The following is a 20719-nucleotide window of genomic DNA, read 5'->3' on the forward strand; positions in this document are numbered from 1 at the left end:
AAAGATCTTGGTCGATCCGCTGAACAGCAGAGGCTCCACCTATATGCCCGGCCCCAGTTGACACCGACTGCGAATCCTTAACTTCGCGGCATTGCGTGATCATCGCCGCCCGATTTCTCCCCATCACCCCAGGCCAGCCCACAGGCGCCGAAATCCAGGCCGTCCACCAAGCCTGGGCCCAAGCAGGCCTCCAACACACAGCCTGATCACACCAGCCCCGCGAGAACAGCGAAAGTCGAGAGCGAATGTAGACGGCGGAAATGAACATGCGGTCCCCCGGGTTGTGGCGCATGGTGCTCAACAGGCGGTCATGCTACTGCCGGGGTCCGACAGTCCCGGGCGAACCTCACGAGGGCGCATAGTCCGAGCCTTCGTTCCGCGTGCGCGAGCGGTCTCTCGCGCGGCACCGTTACGGCTCTTGTGCTGCCTTGGGCGTGTCCCAGGCCATGCGGAGAATGGCGAGGGCGGCGCGTTCTTCGTCGGTGAGTTCGTTGGGGGTGCGGCGGATGTGGTCGATCCAGGAGCCGAGCCGGAAGGAGCCTATCCAGTCGGTTTCGGTGTGCTGGCGGGGGACGTCGAGGTGGCCTTCGCGGGCGAGGTAGCAGGAGGCGGCGACCAGGCCGCGGCGGAAGTCGCGGCCGCGTGCAGTGCGGAATGCTTCGGGGTGGATGCTGTCGACGTGCGGGGTGACGCCGATGTCGATCAGGAGCTGGGCTTGTTCGGCGCGGAGTGTGTGGAAGTTGTTGCGCTGGCGGCTGAGCCATTGCCCGAGATTGAATCCGTCCGGGGTGGTGAAGGAGCCGGTCACGTCCGGGCTGCCGCCGGCGTCGATGTGCGCTTTGGCGTGAGCGTAGGCACGCCGCCAGGTCAGTGGCCAGGTTGGGTTCCACCAGCGGTCGAGGGCGGCGAGCTGCGCAGCATGGTCTTTGGGCAGGGTGTCGGAGTTGTCCTTCCTGCGGCACTCGGCGAGCCAGGCGCCGACGGGGTGGCCGCCCTGTGTGGCGTCGGTGGGGGCGGCCAGGTGCCCGTGGACGGCGGCGTAGGCGCGGGCGTGGTCGAGGATGTGGGTGAAGGTGTGGGCGGGGGTGCTCCACAACATGCCGAGGGCATCGAGGGCCTCGGCGTGTTCGCTGGGCAGGCGGCCGGCCAGGTGCCGCAGGCGCTGGTTGCTGATCCACTCCCCCAGGGCAAAGCCGGTGTTGTCGTGGAAGGCGTGGGGGACATCGAGGTGGTGGTGGTCGTGGTGGTAGCGGGTGGCCGAGGCCAGGCCGTCGCGCCAGGAGCCGGTGGCGGGCAGCGTGATCTCAAGGCCGAGAGCGAGGGCGACCTGCAGGGCGCGTTCGGCGCGGTTGTAGTGGATGGTTCGGCGCGGGCCGCTGCCGTCCAGGCGGCGGCTGCGGCGGGGCACGGCGATGTGGTCGAGGAAGCTGTCGTCGTGGGCCCTTAGGGCCTGGAGGATGGTGTAGATGCCTTCGAACTGCGAGTCGTGCAGGGCCTGTTCGGTGGCCCGTCCGTCGGGCAGGTAGACGGGCAGCACGAGGGTGGCCTTCTTGCCGCGGCCGGGCACCAGGCGCAGGGCGCGGCCGATGGCTTGGATGGCGTCGACGACGCTGTTGCGGGGTGCGGCGAAGACCACGGAGTCGATGGCGGGGATGTCGATGCCTTCGGCCAGGACCCGGACGTTGCTGAGCACTGAGCATCCGTCGGCGTTTTGGAAGTCGGACAGCCGGCTGCGGCGCTCGTCTATGCGCTGCGTTCCGTCAACCCAAAAGGCCTGCAGGTCGGGCCGCTTGAGCTGGACGGCGGTGTGGGGCAGGTCTTGGGAGAACGCTTCGGCTGCCTCAATGCGGTTGTGGAAGACGAGAACGCGCTGCAGGTCGTGGTCGGTGATGGCGCGCAGGACGGCCACCTGCAGTGCGGCTGCCCGCAGGCCTCCGTGCTGCGGATCGAAGTGGGGCTTGCGGGTGAGGATGGCGTGCAGTTGTTTGTCGCCGACTACCGGCATCACGACCTGGTAGTCGGCGAGGAGTCCGCGTTCGATCGCCTCGGCCATGCCGAGGCGGTAGACGATGGGGCCGAAGATGTCGCGGCGGTCCATGGTGGCGGTGGGGGCGCCGTCCCACAGCCCGGCGGTGAAGATGCGGGGCGTGGCGGTCATGTAGAGACGTCGCCGGGCGTGAATGGCTCGGTCGTCGTGGATGGCTCCCCAGCCCTCTTGGGTGCTCATACATGTGCGGTGGGCTTCGTCCACGACGATGAGGTCCCAGGCAGGCAACTGGCCGATGTCGTGGGCGTCCTGCAGTCCCTGCAGGGACGCGTAGGTCACGAAGACTGTTGCGGGGCCGTCCTGTTCGGCGACGATGCGGGTCAGGTCTGCCGGCCGTTTGACCATGCGGGCTGTGCGCCGGGGCAGGCCGCTGCGGGTCTGGCTCATCGAGGACAGGCCCACCATGAGGCCGGCGCGTCCGCCTTCGCGCCAGCGCCCAATGGTCTGGGTCAGCAGTTCCAGGGTGGGTACGGCCACCAGGACCCGTCCGTCCGCGGCGATATGACGGGCAGTCGCCGCCGCGGTGAGTGTCTTGCCGGTGCCGCATGCGGAGACGGCGGTCACGCGGCGTTCCCCTCTCGCGAAGGCGCCGGTGATGGCCGCGAGGGCTTCCTGCTGATGCGGGCGCAGCGCGAGGGACATGGCCGGGGGCTTCTCCTTGCGGGGGCGAATTTGGAACACGGAAACCGTAGTGGATCATTGGGCTGCGCTCTCCAATTCAGCCAGAATGGGCAGAGTTGGCGAAGCTCCCGCCGTAGATCAGGGGCGGGCGGAGCAGGAGGGGCAACACATTGGCCGGGCGTTCGTTGGAGTCTTTGCAGGGTGGAGGCGGCGAGAGCGAGATGCAGCCGCTGCCGCGGCGGCTGCGGTTCATCGCAGAGGAGTCCACGAACTCGTTCGTGCACCGGCTGGCGGAGACCAACGGGCTCGATCCCCGAGAACTGCTGTCCATGCTCGGTGCGGGTGATGCGCTCGTTCCCGAGCCGGAGTTCAGCGAGGTACATCTGAACATGGCCGCGCACGGCAGGCTGGCCGCCTTGGCGGGATGCCGCACCGACGTCCTGGAACACGTGTTGCCTACGCTGCGCGCGCATCCGCTGCCCGATCCGGACGGTGCGCCGCCCCGCTGGGACGTCCCCAACCCTTGGGAGCCCGCCGGTGACTGCTTGGTGCGTGTGTGTGATCTGTGTGCGCTGGCCAAGCGGGCACGCAGGGATGCGTATGCGGTGTCGGCGGCCGGCTGGAGGGTCTGCGCCCGGCACCGGCGCTGGACGGACAACCTGCGGGAGGACGGGGTGACCTGCATTCCGCTCACGCCTGTTCCGGAGGTCCTGGCAGCTCACCTAGAGCGTGTGCGGCTCGAGCGGCGACTGGGGACCGGCGGTCGCATCGCGTTCGCGGACGCCTTCCACATCGCTGTCTTCTGGTGGAACCAGGCCGCCCAGGTTCCACCCGCGTGGGGGGTACGCCACCAGCAGCTCGGCCTCAAGAAGGGCAGCGACCGGCGGGTGGCTGCTCTGGTGGCCTACCCGGAGGTCGTCCAACTGGCCAGCGTTCTCGCGGCGCGGGAGCGCCGACGGCTGCGGGGCAGCTGGTCCCGCGCCCAGGACACCGACTGGCTGCGGGGCGTGCAGCGTCTGTTTTGTGCGTGGGAGCTGCGGGGCAGCGTCCCGATGGAGCCGGTGCTGCAGTGGGCGGCCCAGCATTCCGGACGAGCGGGCCTGCCCGGGCCGAAGCCGGCCCGGGGCCGCTATCGCCGTCTGAGCCCATCCGGTCCCCACCCGCAGGTGGCCGACGCTGCCGCGCTTGAGGCCCTCACCTGCCTACCTTGGCGGTTGGGCGAGACGGAAGAGGCGGCGGCACATCTGTGGACCGTGAGCAGCCGTGCGTGAGGAGGTCGGCCGCTGCAGAGGGTTCGGGCTGCTCCGTGCTCAGATGCCGAAGCCGATGTGGGAGACGTGGCGGTAGGCGCCGTGGTCGGAGCCGAGGCTGTCCGCGATGGAGTCCCAGGCGGCGTCCAGGGCTTTCTGGTCACCCGAGTTCCAGGCGTCCACGACCCGTCGCCAGTCCGTGCGGACATTGATCGTGCGAATGTTCAGGTTACGGCGCCGGTTGGGGGCGACATGCTGCTGGTCGACCGGAGAGATTTCGATGCGGGTGCCGCGGCCGTCGTTCCACAGCCGCTGCTTGTAGTAGCCGACGAGGTTGTGGCGGCGGCAGGCCCAGAAAGCCTGGTCGATCTTTTTCAGATTGGCCGGCAGGGGGCGCTGCCGTGCCGTCATCCACCGGGCGATGGTCCGCTCGGTCACGGTGACCTGGGCCAGCCGTAACCAGGCAAGTCCCTGCTCGTCCCGGTCCAGGTAGCGCAGACGGACGGCCAAGCCCCTCGGATGGCTGACCGGGAACAGACCCCTGCCGACCGCCCGCTCGTCGAGGCGATGCGCCAGCGCGGACCCGCCGGATATGCCGGCGGCACCGTAGCGCCCGAACCCCTCCTGCTGCGCGGGAGGCGGAGGGAGAGTGCTGGCGGTCGGAAGCTTCGCAGGTGCCATGGCCGGCTCTTCTGCCTTTCTGCCGTTGTCTTCGTTAACATAAAGAGCATGTCGCGGCTGCTCTTTGGATCACCATAGAAGACGACAGACAGTGCGCGCAGCGGGATCCTGACGGTCAACTCCCCTTTCTGCGGCGCGAGATGAGGCGCCCTGTGGGTCAGCGACAGGGCAGGTCTGGCTCCGCGCGCGTCGGCCGAGTTGCCGCGCGCTACCGGGTGCGCGAGGATCGCGGTCCACTCACCCTAGGCAGAGCAGGCAGTCGTCATGGCATGGGAAGACGGCAGGATCCGGTACGTGGGCACAGGCATGGTCACGCTCGCCGGCGGGCGTCAGGTGCCGGTCGTCGCTGCCCTGGTGCTCAGACTCGATCCCGAGACGGTGCCGGACTTCACCTACGACCGCCATTCCACCTGGGTGGGCAGCATCCACACCGACACCGATCTCTGGGATGCCCCTGGCCTGCTGAGTCCCCCCGACGGCCGGGCCGGCATCTTCATGGCCACGAGCGGGCCTCCCGATCTGGTCGGCGTCTCCGGCATCGGCCCGGCCCCCTTCGGTCCGTTGCGGAGCACCGACACCGGCTGGGAGGCGCCCGAACTCGCCGTCGACACCGCACCGTTGCAGGCAGAGACAGACGATGCGCAGCGGGCCGATGCCGAACGGGAACGGGCACAGCGAATGGGCATGACAGCCGAACAACTTCAGGCTCGCTACCGTGTCCGCTGGATTCCCGACTGACAGCTCCCCGTTAGCTGCGGGACGAGAGCCCCGTCCGCTGCAGCTGGGAGTTGCTCCTGCGACTAGGGCACACGTCTCTACACAGCCTGCCTGGCTGTCTTTCGCCTGGGTAAGGGCGCACCGCTGGTGCAGCGCACGGCACGAAGCCTCCATGAGCGCCAGCACCTTAACCGGGCGGCAGACCTGCGGTTCCTAGTCACCCCTGCCAAGAGGGGGCAGGGGTCCGCGCTTCATCTGAGCGATGGCCGCCCATTTCCTATGGCGCTCTCGCGTCACCGCCAGCCCAGCCGTTTCGCCGGGACAGCCGGGGCCCTCCTCGTGCCTGCCCGCCGTCAGCCCTGTACCGTATTCCGGCCTGGCCAGTGCACGTGTCTGCCGATCAACGGGCCGGGAGTGTCTGTTGTGAGTCCGGAGTCAACATCAGGTGTAGTCGCGCTGCACCCGGGGTGCCCGGGAGCGGGGCAGAGTCAACGCAGCATTCATTCGGGACTTTCAAGACCGCGGCGGTCCGGCGTGTCTGCGCGGATGGGTACAGCAGGCCCACCGCGCGCAGTTCTCGGAGCAGGTACTCGGTGAGGAACTGCGTCGGCACGTATCCCAGTGCGTCTTCGCGGAGGTTGACCGGGGCGATGAGATCTTCCACGAAGTCCTTGAGGAACATGATCTCGCGCCGCATGCGGTGGGGGCTCGGGTCGAAGATCGAGGGCACCGGAGGGAGTTTCGTGAAGTCGATGACGGTGCAAGGCAGGGAGGTCTTGAAGCCTGCGGCTGTGATCCACTTGGTGTCGCTGTGGGCGGCGACCTCTTGTCGGGCCGTCTCCACGTCGGCGGCACCGTAGAACATCGCGATGCCGGCCGCGCTCATCCTGTTGTCCGGGGCCATCTCATGGGGAGCGGTGCCCAGACGTGCCGCGTCCCACCCGGTCTCCTGCTTCGGGTTTTGCTGTGCCCGCCACCACTGTGTGCCCGCTGGCAGTTCGGTTGCGAGGAGTTGGCGGGCCAGATCGGCGATGTGGCGGAGGGATGCGGCAGGGGTGATGTGGTCCGGGTGCTCGTCGTCCTCATCGTCGTCGGGCAGGAAGTACCGACCGTTTGTGCGCACGTGCGCACAAAACCCTTGCCACCCGATCGTGAGCGCCTCGTTCCGCCGGAGCAGTACGAAGTCGCGAGGTACCCAGAGTCGGTCGTGCATCTCCTTCTGCACAGCCTCCAGCACCGGGATGCTGCCGAGCTCCTGCTCGAACACGCCCACCAGGTCGTCCGCGTCGAGCGGCGGATCTCCGAGAGTGACGTAGCCGTCTTCCTTCGTGTACCAGACGCCTTCGTCATCGACGGTGGCGTACTCCGTGCGGAGCTGCATGACGAATGTTTCCATCAGGACATCGAACGGAGCTGCTGAGTCGGCGTGGCAGAAATCGCAGCCGGTATCCGATTCGTGCGCCGAGCGCAGGGCAGCGGCCAGATGTTCGTCACCGACGCAATCGGCACACACCCAGCTGTCCGACGACGACCAGCCGCGCTCCCACTCGGCGATCTGCCAGTCGCCCCCCATGAACAGCTCCTCTCGGCACGCGGCACACAAACCCTGCACGTTCTGCATCGCAGTCGTCGGCCATCACCCTAGTCGGTGCGCACCGTGGCGCTGGGCGAGGATAGCCAGGCAGGAGCGGAGGATGCATCGAGTCCGTGCTCGTGCCACGGGGTGTGCCGGGGCCTGCCCCGTCATCAGCGTCGGCGCTCCGCATCGCGCCGTTCCGACAGCCCGGCACCGCGTGTCACGGGGCCTGTCCGCTACGCGTTCGCTGCTCATGTGGCTAGGGGGAACAGGGTCCCGTTCTCGTGCGGTGTGTCGCCGAGCAGGTCGCGGTGCGGAACGTCGTCTGTGCTGTAGCCGTAGCGGGCGCTCAGCAGGTGCTTGAAGGCGGCCGGGTTGGGGGTCTTCATGGCCGTGCCCAGTTTCCAACGGCGTTGGCCGACGGCTAGCACGGTCAGCTCCATCTGGGCGCGGAGGTTGGCGGGCGTGAAGGCGTCCAGGGGAAGGGGAGCTGTGTAGTCGCTTTCCGGGGTCTGGAGGAAGCGGGCGGGAAGGTCCGGCGGGATGCTGTCCGGGCTGAGCTGTTCGAGGCGCAGGTTGATGGCGATGTTGGCCAGGGCCATCAGGATGTGCCAGTCAAGCCACCCCTCCTCGCGCAGGTCTCGCAGCCCGGCGAGAGCAGCCGGGTCGGCAAGAAGGCGGGGCAGTGTCTCGCTGAGCAGGTGCGGAAGCTCGGCGTAGTTGTCGCGGATCATGTCGAGTGCTCGGGCGCGGTCGTAGCCTGGTCCGGGCGTGGTGGGCTGGGCGAGTGCCGGAGCCGTGGGCGGCTGGAATTCCATGTCCGCCCAGGGGGGCATCGTGGTCTGCCGCAGGGTGTCGTAGTGGGCTTCTGTCAGCAGGCCGGCGACTTCATCGTAGGGGCGAACGCTCAGCAGCTTGTGCGTAAGTCCCTGTGCGAATGTCTTCTTGACCAGGGACATGAAGGCCTGCGTGGGCCTGGCGCTGAGGTGCGCCAGCAGATACACGACTGCGGCAGACAGTTCCCGTTGGAGGGTCTCGGGGGCTGCCGAGGCGCTGTAGGGGCTGAGGATGACGGTGCAGTCGACGGCACGGTTGTTGGGTTTGAAGGTGACTCTCTCCGTGCTGGCGAAGGGTGCTCCCGTGATCACCCGGAGGTGGATGTCCTGGGGGAGGAAGAGCGGGTCGTGCGGGGCGAGTTCTGCGAGGGCGATCTGCAGTGCAGCTGTGAGGCGCTCGGCGGCCAGGACGGTGGTGTGCGTGTTGTCGTACCGGATGCGCCAAGTGATGCCCAGAGCTGCGAAGTTCAGTTCGCGTTGGGGTCCCACATCCGAGAACGGTCGGCCGTTCAGTTGTTCTTCTGTGTTCTGAATGAACTGCTGCTCGGTGTGGGTGAAGCTGGGCCGAAGCTCTGTGAGGAGTTCGTCCAGGTCGCTGAGGTAGTTGGGGTCCATGAGCTGTGTGAGGACCCCGCTCAGCGAGGGACGGAAGCGCTCCGCGCTGAGCAGCACCATGCCGGCATGAAAGTCCAGTTGCTGGATGTAGGAGTGAGAGGGGTAGTCGTCTGGGGCTTCGGCGTACAGGTGGTGGGTCATGAAGGCGAGCCCTGCGAGGGCGAGGGCGTCGCCCCAGTGTCCCGCCGCGTAGGTGTAGTTCATGGCTTCGGTCAAGGCGGCGGGCAGCATGTCTTCGTGCTCCGCGTCGGAGGATGAGGCGGCGACGGCAGCGGCGGCGAGTGCGTACTGCCGGGCAGCTTGCTGCAGGTTCAGGTCGCCGTAGATCTTTCCGATCATGCGCAGGGTGAGCAGTGCGCCGCGCAGGGTGTCACCGTGCCACCAATTGATCTTGGCTTCGTGCAGTTCGTGCAGGGCGTCCAGCGCTCTGCCCGCTCTCAGGAATGCCGTCGCACGATCCCGGCAGCGTGCTGCAACGCTGCTGTCACCCGCGATGTCTGCCTGCGCGGTGTCCAGCGCGTCGCGGATCTTCTCGTAGCGGGGGTCTGCGGTCAGGGCGGGCGCAACCAGCTGGAACGTCTCGCTCACACCACCGACCGGGAAAGCACGGGCCTGCGGCAGCAGGTCGATCAGCTGTTCCAGGTAGTCCATGGCGTCGGTGACGTCCAGCGGCCGGCTCTCCAGGCTGATCTCGGGCACGATCTCGCCCGCCAGCCACAGCCGTGCGGTCTCGAGCGCGGTGGGCAGGGCTCCGGCCGCCGGGCGGGTGACCTCTGGCCAGCGCGGCTGGAGGCACAGGCGGGCAGCCACGTCGAGGAGCGAGGCTTTGCGTACGGGGTAGACGGCCGCGTCGGTGCTCTCGATCAGTGTGTCTGTCCGCTCCCGCAGGCGCAGAGCCAGATCGCGCAGTTCCTCAGCACTGACCGTGCCGAGGTGTCGCAGCCAGGAGCCGCCCCAGGTCAACAGCAGCTGGTTCGCATCGTCCAGGAGCGAGACACGCTCCGATGACAGGGCGGCATCGATGACGGCCTGAATGTCCGGTTCGACGCCGTCCAGCGTGTTCTTCCCGCGCAACACGGCCCACGCACGTTCGTAGCGGGCCCGCAGGGCGAGGTCGTCGTCTTCGTCTTCGACGAACTCCCCGATGTAGCCGAGCCACTCAGGCAGGTCTACCCGGGCTTCGCCGTCGAGCACTGCGTGCCGCAAACCGTCCCGCACCTCGGACAGGGCCCCGGGGGTAAGCCGCTTGCCGGGGCGCTCCCGCAGGGCGGTCAGGGTGGCGCGGTACCAGTCCGGCTGCTCGTTCGCTGGCGCGTCCGGGATCGTTGCTGAGGGCAGATCCAGGTGTCGCTGGGCGATCCAGACCAGGTCGCCCTGGGTGAGCAGTTGGGCCACTGCCTGCCCGTCGAAGATGTCCAGGCTCACGTTGTAGGCGTCCCGGGCATGCTCTTGCAGCCGGTGCCGCGCCGCTACCGGGATCTCGTGCGCAGCGAAGAAGGCCACTCTGGCGACAGGTTCGCCGCGGCTGCAGATCGACTTAAGGTCCTCACGGACCTTCCCGTCCAACGGCTGCTTCTGTACGGACGCTGCCACAACCAGCGGCTCGGTCGTGGCGCGGCCGATGAACCCTCCAGCCCCAGGGAGCTCATGGGGCAGGCTCGTGTAGTAGGACTCGGCATCGCGGCCCTGGTCGCCGCCGGCACTCACTGGTCCGGTGGCTGGCACGATGTTGCTGCTGAGTCGCCGCAGCGCAATCTGGAACACGATCTGCTCGAACACATGGTGCTCGTTACGACCCGCCAAGTGCACAAGCAGGAACTGAATGTAACGTTCGGTCTCAGTGGAAGTGGCCACGCAGAGATTGTCCCCCGCACCACTGACAACGCGCGTCTACAGCGGACAGCAGTGCAGCGGCAGCTCCACGAAGACGCTACGTCTCGACGGGCTTGAAGCCAGGCTGGTGGCTGCAGCCGGTCGGCAGTGCGGATGCAGTGCCTGGACGACGAGAAGGAGTCGGTGCGGGCGCCGACAGCACTCGCGCCTTCGAAGATGGTTTCTTGTGGTTGCAGCTGATGAGAGCCCTTTCCGCGATCAGACGGTTTCGCCAGGGGCCTGGGTGGCGTCAGACTCGGCGGCAACGCTCTCGAAGCTCGGAGATGACGGCTTCCTCGCGTGTGTTGATGGCGCCGTCCACAGTGGCCACCCGGTCGGCTACGTCGAGGAGGTCGCTCAGATCCCCTCGCTCGGCGTCTATGCGCCGCCACACCTCGGTGGGGTCGAAGTCGACGAGGTTGGCGAGCTGTTCGTCGACGACCTGATGCTGCTCCCGGGCCAGCCGCGTCAGGTGGCGCATCAGCAGCGTCTCCTCGTCGGCGGTCTTGTGGTTCGCCCGGATGACGAGCCACGCCACCCACAGCATCAGCTGCGGGTGCTGACTGCGCCTGCTCAGGTTCTCGGCGAGTTCGATCACCCGCGCTTCGTTGCGGAAGACGGCTTGCGCGTGCCGCCCGGCGAGCAGTGTCGTATAGCGGTTCACGGCCACCGCCAGGGGAACGCCGACCCCGGGGATACCGATCTTGATGACGTTGCGCTGCAGAAGAGACTTCCCGACGAAGGGGAGGCCCTTCGCGGCGGTCAGCACCGTTCCGGAGTAGAAGCGCTTGATCACCCGCCGCGTCATGGCCGGGACCACCTTGAGCACGCCTTCCCGGACTACTGCCCCGCTCTTGATCGTGAAGGCCACTCGGATGAGCTTCCACATGTCATCGGGGTCGGACAGGTCGAGCGGGGTTCGATAGAGGACGGCAATGTCGTAGGCCAGGCGGAGCTGGAGCCGGGTGATGAATGCGAGATCGACCATCATCGTCGCGCCGGCGGCCGGGACGGTCGCCGCCGAGGCACCACCACGGGGGCCGATGGTGGCGGCGACGGTCAGCGTGTAGGCACTGGCAGAGAACCCGCCTTCGAGTGCGGCGTATCGGGCCGCCATCTTGATCCGCTTGTCTACGATGGCGTCCGCGGGCAGGCCCTCATACCGCTCCTGGAAGTACTGCCAGTCGACAGTATTGGTGTAGGAGCTCAGAGCCTGAGCGCTGAGCTTGGTGAACCAGTCGCCCGACCTGATGTCGTCCGGGCTCAGCCCCGTGACGAACTCCCGTAGCTTGGCCCGCTCACGGGCGACAACCTCCCGGTCGGTGTCGTCGCCGACGGCTTCACACGGAGCTTCGGTCATGGCCAGTTCTCCCGGCGGTTGAGGGTGCAGTCCGGACAGGAGAGCTGGGCTGAATGAAGCCTTTCGTCGGCGCTCCCTGTGCAACCTGAGATGTGGGGGGTCAACTCGCCTGCGGGATAGCAGGCGTGACGGCACGGTCGCGGCCGTGCTCTACGCGGGCCGTTTCCAGCAGGCGCCGCCAGGACGTGACCGTGGGCCGTCGCCGCAGCAGAGCCCGGCGCTCTCGCTCGGTCATGCCTCCCCACACCCCGAACTCAATGCGCTGGTCCAGGGCGTGGGCGAGGCACTCGGTCCGAACGCCGCAGCCGCCGCACAGCGCTTTGGCGCGGTTTTGCGCGGCGCCCTCGACGAACAGGGCATCGGGGTCAGCCGTCCTGCACAGCCCTTGCTCGCTCCAGCCCGTCTCCGCCATGGCCGATGCCGCCCTCTCCCCTGGCCTGACCTGCGAGTTGCCCAGCGCCCCGGGCAACAGGCATATGACACTACGCCGTTGGAGGAGGACCGTTCCTACCTCCGTCCCGCGGCATCACACCTTCGGGTGAGCATGCTTGCCTCCCGTACGCAAAGGCGCTATAGGCCTGGGCCGGTGAGTTCACCGGGCTGCCGTGTCAGTGGCCGCGGTTAACCTCGAAGGCTTAGACGGAGGAGGTCGTGTTGACGTACGGTTCGCTGACGCCGGAGGTGCCGCTGGGCCCCTTCGAGGCATCTCCCATCAGGGTCTGGTCCGCGCCGGGCAAGGTAGCCAAGCTGCATGCCACGGAGCACTGTTCCCGCATACGCGCCGACCGCGTCACGTCGAGCAAACTGCCGCTGCGGGCGGTGGTCGAGCGGATGTGCCCGCAGTGCGCCAGGTACGGGCCGTGGGCCCGGCCGGGAACCGGAGTCGGTTTGTTCCTGGGTGCGCTGACCGGTCCGGGCCTGCTGCACGAACTCGGCAGCTACGGCGAGGCGGACGAGGACACCTTCACCGACGACGAGGTGAAGCAGGCGGCCGTCCTGCTCCTGCAGGCCCCGCAGGGCGATGGGGAAGACCCCGACGCGGACGAGGAAGAGGAGGACGACTGGCGTGCACAGCGAGAGGCCCAGCAGGTACGCGACTCGGTCGTGGGCCAGTGGCGCAGCGCGGCGGCCAGTCTGCACCGTTCCCACCGCCTCCTGGCTCTGTTTCCCTGGCTGAAGCCCTGGGCCGATGCCCGTATGCGGCTCAAGGCCGATCATGTCGCTCTGCTCCAGCAGCAGGCCGGGCAACTGCTTTCCCGGGAGGCGCTCACAGCGGCAGCCCGCGTGGCGAGCATGGGCACCCCGGATCTGCCGGCCGAGGACCCGGTGTTCGCCCTGCTGGGCACGCCCACGGCGGTGGCGGAGGAGTTGACCTCGCTGTGGCGGAGGTGGAGCCGCCGGGCCGCCGACAGTTGGGAGCATCCTCGCGAACACGGACGCCTCGCCTACGACCTCGTTCGCGGGATCAGCAGCCGGCGCAAAGGGTGGGATGCGGCGCTGGAGCGTGCCCAGGAGCTGGTGGCGGCCTGGACGCTCGCGCTGCGGGAGGGTGCGGCCGGTGAGCAGGACGAGCGGATGCTGCTGGTCCGCCTCCCGGAGCAGGGGCTGGATGATCCGCTCGACCGCGACGAGGTTTTCCTCGGCCGTCTGAGCGAGTGGGAGCTGGGCGTGCTCGCCTGCTGGGCCACCGGCGCGGACTGGGAAGGGTTGACCGTGACGCTGCGGGTGCCCGAGCCTGTCGCAGCCCGTCTGCTGGCACATCCTTCGGCCCTGTCGTGCCTGACGCCCGAGCAGGCCGTCGCCGCGCAGAACGCGGCACCGCAGGTGCCCGTCGAGGCGGTGGGGCCAGGGGTGTTCGACGATACGCCGGTCAGTGAGCGGCGTGCGGTCACCGCAGGTGATCTGCGGGCCTTGCGTACCATCTCGCGGGAGGTGGATCAGCTGTATCTGGTGCTGTCCGTCGAGGCCGGACCCGAGGTGTTGCCGCTGTCCGTGCTGGAGGCGCGGGTGGCTAGCGGGGGCCGGTACGTCGTCGTGGCGGCTGCCGGGGATCTGCCCGACGCACTGGTGGCGGCCCGGCGTGAGGAGCTCACAGCCGACGCGGTGGCGGATGATGATCCGGTCTGGATGCCCCGCATCCACCAGTCCAGCCACGCGGACTTCGGCCGCAGCCTGGGCGCGGCCGAGGGTGAACGGCTGGTGGTGCGCCTGGCCCGAGGACGCTCGCGCCCCGATGCAGCCTTGCGCTGTCTGCTCCTTGCTCGCGGAGTGGCGGATCTGCGCGATCTCGGGGACCGGTATGACGCGAGCGGCGAGCGCCGTGATCCGGTGCCCTTCCCTGTGTGGGACGGGCTGCTGGCCATGGAGCAGCTGGATCTGCGGCCTTTCAGGGCCGTCAGGGAGGACAGCGCAGGGCGTGGAGGGTCGGGTCTGCCGCTGGGCGTCCTGGCATCCGTGCAGCTGTACACGACGGATGCCGCGGGGCGGTTCGAGGGCCGGGCTCACTCCCCCGGCTGCCAGCACCAGGGCCGCGACCGTGGTCTCAGCCGGTACTACGAGCTGGTGACTGTCGAGCAGATGCTGGACGCCGAGCGATTCGACCCGTGCAGCAAGTGCGGCGGCTACGCCACTCGCCGCCTGTCGACGACGCAGGTCGCCTACTACCGTGCAGCTCACCGGGTACACGACTTCGCCCAACAGGTCCGGTGGGTTATGGACCACCCCCACCTGGGAACGGACTCCGCCTCGCTCCTGGCCGAACTCAAGGAATGGGACGACGCCACCTCGCTTGACGACTGGTTCGACGCAGCAGACGGGGAGAGGTACTGGAACCGCTTCATCCGCAGCCTCCTGCAGCAACTGGAAGCGGCGGTCGCCGATCCCCGGCCTTTGTCGTAAAGCGCGGCCCTGGGGGCGGGCATCCGCCCCCAGACTCCGTACCCGAACGGCTGCTGAGCCCCTGGCAATCCGTGCTCGCACGGCCACCGGCATCGAGGGCGAGGTGTTGGGAGCACCCCCTGGTGCGCGGCACCTTGATCCAGCCCGGACCTGGGGAACACCCAGGTGTTGACTCTCCGGGGTCCGGGGCACGCGGGCGTCACCCCGGCGCAGGCGGTATCGAGCTGCTGGGGAGGAAAATGCCAGGTGTGGTGACGCTTGGGGTGTTTACCGTGGGCCCCATGACGACGACAACCGCGCGGCAGGAACTGGTGGACGCGTTGGAGCGTGTGGTGCGGCGGTTCCGCGGCATGACGGCACAGGAGATCAAGGTGTTGTCGCAGCAGTTGGCGGGGGGCGGCACGCGGACACGGCGTTCCAATCCGCTCCTCGACGCGCTGGCGCGTGGTCGGGTGCTGGAGCACCTGGTTCAAGCCGAGCTGCCTGATGCTGCGGCTTCAGCCGCAGCGGTGGCGGGCTACGAGGACAGGACCCCGTGGCGGCCGCGGCTGCCGAACTCGCCGGCGGACGACAGAAGCCCGGCTCTGCAGATCGCGCACGCCTGCCTGAAAATCCTGGCGAGCAGTGAGCAGTTCAGCATTCCCGAGGCCGTGGAGCGGGCGGTCGGCCATGTGTGCGGCCCGCAGCGTGCGGACTGGGAGTACGTCTGTGTCAACGTCACCCTCGAGGGCGCTCCGTCCGCCGACATCGGTGGGTGGCAGCTCGCTGCGTTCGACTACGCCGGCGATCCGCTGCTGCCGCTGACGGGGGCGCCCGGGGGAGCGGGTGATCTACTGGCACCACGCGCTCTGCACGAGATGCACGGCTTCGGTCTGCTGCGCCGCCCGCTCACCCACGACCCGGTCCCGGTGGACGACGACCGCCCACGGGTGCTCGTGTGGCCTGTGCTCGCGCTCAACCTCGCTCTGGCGGTGCCGGTCGTGGCCGGCCCGCGCTACCTGGTGGAACCGGGCCGCCATGTCCTTGACCCGCACCTGGGCTGGCCTCTTCCGTCAGAAGTGTCCCGCTGGGGATACACTCTTGCTCCACAACGGCCGTGGCCGTCCTACCTGATCGACCGCCGGCAGGAAACGGACGTCGCCGCGTTCTGCCGCGCCTTCCTGGCCAGCATCACTGGGCTCGATGCCCGATGTCAGGATCAACTCGCACGGGCCGCCGACTTCTTCCTGTTCGTCAACTGCCACCTGGGCGATTCTCTCAGCGGAGCTGCGGCGTCTCCGCTGCACCCGAGCGAGGCCGCCCTCAAGCTCACCATGGCGCTGGAGAGTCTGCTGGGCGGCGGGGACGGCGGACACACCGACCTGAGCCGCAAGATGCAGCAGCGTGCCGCAGTGCTCGTCGGCGCGGACGACCAGGACCGTCTGCAGGTCCGCGACACGGTGAGGGTGGGCTACGCGGCCCGCTCTGCCTATACGCACGGAGGCAAGGACAAGGCGTCGGATCTGCAGGCCTTGCGGTCTGTGGTGTGTCGGGTGCTCGTCCAGTGGGTGGCTCAGGCGGTGCACTGCAGTCGTCTGTCGGGGCGTCACGGCGGGCGGGACGGGCTGGTCAACCTCCTCGACGACGCTCTGCTCTCCCATCGCCTGCACCAGGAGCACATCGTCGGCCCGCGCGAGGCATTCCGTGCCGACGGCGGCACCCCTCCGCTGCCACCCGTCGCACCCTGGGCAGCGGACCGGTTCAGACTGGCCGGCCCCGGCCTCTCCCCGTCGACCTGGGGTAAGGACTTCTACTGGCCCTGTTGTGATGGGCTGGCGTTGTGTCCTGCAGGGCAGCTGGACGCCTGCAGCGCGGCACTGCTTCCCCTGCCGGGCGCTCTACGGCCATCGGGGGTTGCTCTCGCACTGCTGAGGGGCAGACGTCCAGCCGGGACAAGGAATCCGAGGCCGTTTCGGGGAGCCGACACGGCGGTGTCGGCCCTGCATACAGCCGCGGCTGAAGTCAGCGGCTGCTTACGCCGGCTCTTCGGCCGTCTTGCGCCAGTCGCTGTCCTCACCAGGAAGCCGGCAGTCGAGCACGTGCGCTGCGGCCAGCAGCCTGCCCTCGTGGGTCAGTTGGCGTACCTGTTCGTGTTGCTCGCGGCGGATGTCCTCGATGTCGTGGTTGGTCGCGGGACAGCTGCGCTTCTTGGTGTTCCAGCGCGTGCAGTTGAAGTAGCCGACCAGGAGCAGGCCCGCGGTGTCGGGTTCACTCAGGTAGGCACGCAGCTGGGTTCGGGCGGTGGTGGGCAGTTCGGGGTTCCAGCATCCTTTGGCCTCGATGATGACTCTGAGGGTGTGCTGGCCGGTGTCGGGGGAAGCGGGGGCTTCGATCTGTATGTCGGTGCGCAGGCCGGGAAGGCCGTCGCGTCGCACCTGGACTTCCCGGTTGACGACGACGCGGTGGCCGCCGATGTCTCGGCGCAGGAAGGAAGCGACGGCGTCGCTGAGATCGTCTTCCCAGCAGGGCCAGCACTGGGTGCCGGCGTTGAAGCGGTGCTGGTTGCGGTTCCAGAGGGTGACGGCCGTTCCGTTGTAGCCCTGCAGGTCTTCCTCCATGGCGGCCAGGGAGTCACGTACCAGGTCGAGTAGTTGGCGCGCGTCGCGGACGAGGCGTGTCTGGTGGTCGGTGGCGAGCCGGATGAGCTGTTCTGGTTCGAGGGGCTGGACGGCGTTGTCGGCCGCTGCGCGGGCGGTGGCGCGGGCGAGCATGCGCAGTTGCCACACCACCGGATATCTCAGGGCGAGCCGGTGCAGGGCGGCTGCCGCGTGGTGCGCTTCGCGGGAGGCGAGGATGCGCGGGAGGTGGCGCAGCAGGTCGACGAGGCGGTCTTCTTCCTGAATGAAGCCGGTGCTCAGGGGCCGCTGCAGGCGTTGGAGGCCGACATCCTCCAGCAGGAGGGTGTAGAGGTCGACGAGTGCTTCGTCGTCGAAGTGGTCGAGGGGCCAGCCGTCGGGTCCGGTCGGCAGGCCGGTGAGCAGGTCGCGGTACTCCTTCAGGACTGCGGGGTAACTCAGGCCGCGGCGCAGGACGGGCCAGTGGTCAAGAAGGACGTCGTGATGCAGCAAGGCTCGGGCGGCGAACAGCCACCGTTGCCGTGGCGGCGAGGCTGGCTCGTGCCCGCCCGGGTCGGTGCCCAGCGCGTGTACCAGGTGGCCGAGGGCGTCAGGATCGTCGGCTGCGGCGAGTTCGTCAAGGACGACCTGCCACTGCTCAGGGCTGCGGTCGCGGTGCAGAGCCCAGGTGCGCAGGAAGGCTCTGAGCTCCAGGGAGGGGTCCCGTCCCAGGGCGCCGGCCAAGTCGCGGAGGGTCTGTTCTGAGGCGTGGTCGAGGGCGTCCAGCAGCAGCGGGGGCAGCTGGTTTCCGGCGCGCGGAACGGCCAGCTGGAGCCAGGTGTGCTGGATGTCGCGGTCGTCGGCCTCGTAGATGGTGTGGCTGGCGAGGGCGATGGCCCAGCCGGCCCAGTGCGCGGGGTCTGCGTGCAACGCTGCCGGGTTGTCGACGAGGGCGAAGGCGGTGAGTTCTGCGGACGGCGGGCGGGCGGTCGTGCCTGGCCGGAAGTGGGGGGCGGTCAGCGGGGGAAGTTCGGTCAGGAGGTGGACGGCCGCCTCGTCAAGGCGCCGGGCGGGGCCGGTGCTGGCGGCGGAGCGTGAGGGCGCCTGGGCGGCGAGGGTGAGTATGCCCGTCAATTGCCGCGCTGGTGGTGTGCCGTCCGGTGTTCGCCGCAGGCAGCGCAGGAGTTGGTTCCATGCGGTCAGGACGTTCGGGCCGCGGGCGGCGCGGACCTCGTCGAGGGCCGTGTTAAAGGCGGCGGGGTCGAAGCGGCGTTGTTGCCGTTGCGCTTCTGCGTGTGCCTCGCGTTCTTGCTGGTTGTGCCGGTAGGTGTCCCAGAACGCGGTGGCGGCGGCGAGCGTGGGGTGGGCGCGGCGCGCGGTCTCGGCACGTGCCGTGGTCTCGGGCTCTTCGGGAGGCGCGAACCGGACAGCCTGCCGGGCGCGGTCCGGATTGAGGGAGGTGAGCTGGTCCCAGTGCTCCATCCAGTACAGCAGATCCGTGGAGGGCAGGAAGGAGCCGCCGGGGATGGCGGCCAGCAGAAGGTAGAAGGGATCGTCGTTGCCGTGCTGGAGGAGATCTCGGGCGAGCAGGCGGCGGGTATGGGGGCAGCCGTCCAACGCCTGGGCCAGATCCTCGAGGGCGGTTTGCAGGGTTGAGCTGTGCAGGAGGTCCTCGTGTCCGGCCAAGCCGAGGAGTCCCTCGCTGATGAGGGCCACCAGGTCGTGGGCGGGCGTGTCCTCGTTGAAGGCGACCGCGCGGGTCAGCACGGACAGGGCCAGACCGGGACTGGCGCCCTGGGCGTCTCCCGCCTTCAGGGCACGCCCGGCCCATTCGGCTGCTTCGGCGATGGTGGATACGTCGAGTTGCGCCGAAGCCTCGCGGCGCAGGAAGAAGGCTGCTCCCACGTAGGCGGGGTCCGGGTCGCGGATGCGGTCGAGGTAGTCGGTCACCGTCAGGTGGCCGGGATAGAGGTGGCGCAGTGCCGCGGCAATCACCTCGGGTGAGGCGTCCTCGGTCAGGCCCGCGATCCGGGTGAGGGTGTCCGGGGTGGGCTCGGTGACACCGGCCAGGGCTGCGGTGCGCGCGCCCGTGCCGTGGCGGGCGTCTTCGGCTACCACGAGCAGGTCGTCGGCCAGCTCGGGGCGAGGGCAGGCCCGGGCGATACTCAGGGCCGCATACAGCAGATGGTCCGCGCTGGCCTTCTGCAGGCGGGGGCGCAATTGGTCGGCTAGGCCGGTGTGGTTGAGGCGGTGCAGCAGGCTGTGGTCAAGGCGTACCGTGTCATCCCGTTCCAGCAGGGCGAACAGAGCGTCAACCGTGCGCTCCTGCGCGGTGTCGGGAAGGCTTGGCAGGTCGGCCAGGAGCAGGACGACGGGGTCGTCGCGCAGCAGGTCGGCGAAGAGCGTGGCATCGCTGGTGGCGCGCCAGGCGGCGACTTCCTGGTGGGCGGGGATGATGTGGCGGGCCTCGCCATCGCCGATCCACAGCAGCTGGCGCTGTGGTTGCGGCGGCAGGTTGCGCATGCGCAGGAAGTGCGCGGCAAGGAATTCGCGGTAGCTGTCATGGGCGAACACCCAGCGCAGGTCACCGGTCGGAACCAGCAGGCTTGACTCGGTCACCTGACGCAGGTTCCACAGGGTGCACGGGACGCGGCCGCCCAGGTGCCCGGGTTCGTCGGAGCCGTCGAGCCGTGACAGCCGCAGGTCTGTCTGCGTAGCGGAGTTGTCGGTGAAGGAAGCCTCAGTCACCGCCATATACGACGCAAACTGCATGGTGGCAGCAAGCCGGGCCGCGACGGCCAGCAGGTGTTCGGGGGATGTCTGCGCCCGCAGCTGGTTCGGGTCGGTGGAGCGGCGGTGCTCGGTACACAGACGCAGGCATGCCTGAAGGTAGGCGTCGTGCACCGTTGCTGGCAGGCGGGCGTGAACGACATAGCTGTCAAGGAGCTGCAGCAGGGTGACCGGGTGGGTGGCCAGCGCGACCAGCCCCTGCTGCTGGATCGACTCGAGCAGGACATCGGTATCCGCCACACCGACCACCTCGGCCGCGACGGCTACGTCGTCTGGGCCAAGTGGGGCCAGAACCATGATCTTTATCTGATCAGGTTGCCAGCTTCCACGCAGGGCTTCTTCGAACCGGGCCGGCCAGCGTGCACTGCGGCAGGTGATCCGCAGCCGAAGCCTCGCACGGTCCGCCTCAGGCACGTCCTCGATCGCCTCCTCCAGGAGCTGGTCCAGCTGGGGAAGGTCGTTGAGGCCCTCGTCCAGGCCGTCGAGGAAGACGTGCCACTCCCCCGGCTCGGTTGGAGGTGTCAGTGCTGTCTGCAGGTGCCTCTGCGCCCGCAGGGTCGTGGTGCACCGTTTCAGCTCCAGCCAGGCAGCATGCACGCCATCGACCAACAGTGCATCGTGTTCCTGGCGCAGAGCGTACGTCTTGCCCATGCCGCGTTCGCCGCGCAGGACGATGACCGCGGTGGCCCGCTCCTGGGCAAGCAGCACACCGGCCTCGGCGTCGCTGGGCGGCCATCCATAGCGACCCTGAGCGGGCGACTCCTCCAGCAAGAACACCCGCCGCTGCCAGGGAAACTGGTACTGCTGCGTCAACGTGCTCTCCCTGGGCCCGGGGCCAACTGCTGCAGCCACCCTAAAACCG

Annotated in this window: 11 protein-coding genes; 3 read left to right on the forward strand and 8 right to left on the reverse strand. The window is 68.5% G+C overall.

Features of this window, described 5'->3' with window-relative positions:
* Window positions 1–409 precede the first annotated feature (409 nt).
* Entirely contained in the window at window positions 410–2689 is a 2280-nt protein-coding gene (locus AB0N07_RS41180; protein WP_365844344.1) for a Helicase associated domain protein, read from the reverse strand.
* Window positions 2690–2889: 200 nt separating this feature from the next.
* On the opposite strand from AB0N07_RS41180, the gene AB0N07_RS41185 reads away from it, so the two are divergent.
* Window positions 2890–3939: a TniQ family protein gene (locus AB0N07_RS41185; protein ID WP_365844346.1), complete on the forward strand. Its 1050-nt coding sequence runs from the start codon at window positions 2890–2892 to the stop codon at window positions 3937–3939.
* 39 nt (window positions 3940–3978) lie between these two features.
* On the opposite strand, the gene AB0N07_RS41190 is transcribed toward AB0N07_RS41185, so the two are convergent.
* Window positions 3979–4599 carry a transcriptional regulator gene (locus tag AB0N07_RS41190; protein WP_365844348.1) on the reverse strand — a complete coding sequence of 207 codons (621 nt, stop codon included), beginning with the start codon at window positions 4597–4599 and terminating at the stop codon, window positions 3979–3981.
* A gap of 264 nt (window positions 4600–4863) precedes the next feature.
* On the opposite strand from AB0N07_RS41190, the gene AB0N07_RS41195 reads away from it, so the two are divergent.
* Window positions 4864–5337, forward strand: coding sequence for a hypothetical protein (locus AB0N07_RS41195; RefSeq protein ID WP_365844350.1), 474 nt, complete (start codon window positions 4864–4866; stop codon window positions 5335–5337).
* A gap of 379 nt (window positions 5338–5716) precedes the next feature.
* On the opposite strand, the gene AB0N07_RS41200 is transcribed toward AB0N07_RS41195, so the two are convergent.
* From AB0N07_RS41200 to AB0N07_RS41215, 4 genes are all read right to left on the reverse strand, one after another.
* On the reverse strand, window positions 5717–6889 hold the full coding sequence (locus tag AB0N07_RS41200; protein ID WP_365844353.1) for a HEPN-associated N-terminal domain-containing protein: 1173 nt from the start codon (window positions 6887–6889) through the stop codon (window positions 5717–5719).
* 254 nt (window positions 6890–7143) lie between these two features.
* Complete coding sequence (locus AB0N07_RS41205) at window positions 7144–10197, reverse strand: hypothetical protein (protein ID WP_365844355.1); 3054 nt, start codon at window positions 10195–10197, stop codon at window positions 7144–7146.
* Between the two features lie 268 nt (window positions 10198–10465).
* A complete protein-coding gene (locus AB0N07_RS41210) occupies window positions 10466–11575 on the reverse strand; it encodes a hypothetical protein (protein WP_365844357.1) in 1110 nt (369 codons plus the stop codon).
* A gap of 100 nt (window positions 11576–11675) precedes the next feature.
* Complete coding sequence (locus AB0N07_RS41215; RefSeq protein ID WP_365844375.1) at window positions 11676–11987, reverse strand: WhiB family transcriptional regulator; 312 nt, start codon at window positions 11985–11987, stop codon at window positions 11676–11678.
* Between the two features lie 242 nt (window positions 11988–12229).
* Here AB0N07_RS41215 and AB0N07_RS41220 point away from each other — a divergent pair, with 242 nt between their 5' ends.
* On the forward strand, window positions 12230–14473 hold the full coding sequence (locus tag AB0N07_RS41220) for a hypothetical protein (protein ID WP_365844359.1): 2244 nt from the start codon (window positions 12230–12232) through the stop codon (window positions 14471–14473).
* Between the two features lie 830 nt (window positions 14474–15303).
* On the opposite strand, the gene AB0N07_RS41225 is transcribed toward AB0N07_RS41220, so the two are convergent.
* Window positions 15304–15507 (reverse strand): hypothetical protein, encoded by a 204-nt coding sequence (locus tag AB0N07_RS41225; RefSeq protein ID WP_365844361.1) that lies wholly within the window; start codon window positions 15505–15507, stop codon window positions 15304–15306.
* 978 nt (window positions 15508–16485) lie between these two features.
* The gene (locus AB0N07_RS41230) at window positions 16486–20670 is read right to left on the reverse strand and encodes a hypothetical protein (protein WP_365844363.1); all 4185 of its coding nucleotides are present in this window, start codon (window positions 20668–20670) and stop codon (window positions 16486–16488) included.
* Between the last annotated feature and the right edge of the window lie 49 nt (window positions 20671–20719).

The organism is Streptomyces sp. NPDC051172 (genome assembly GCF_040682555.1).
Classification (GTDB): Bacteria; Actinomycetota; Actinomycetes; order Streptomycetales; family Streptomycetaceae; genus Streptomyces.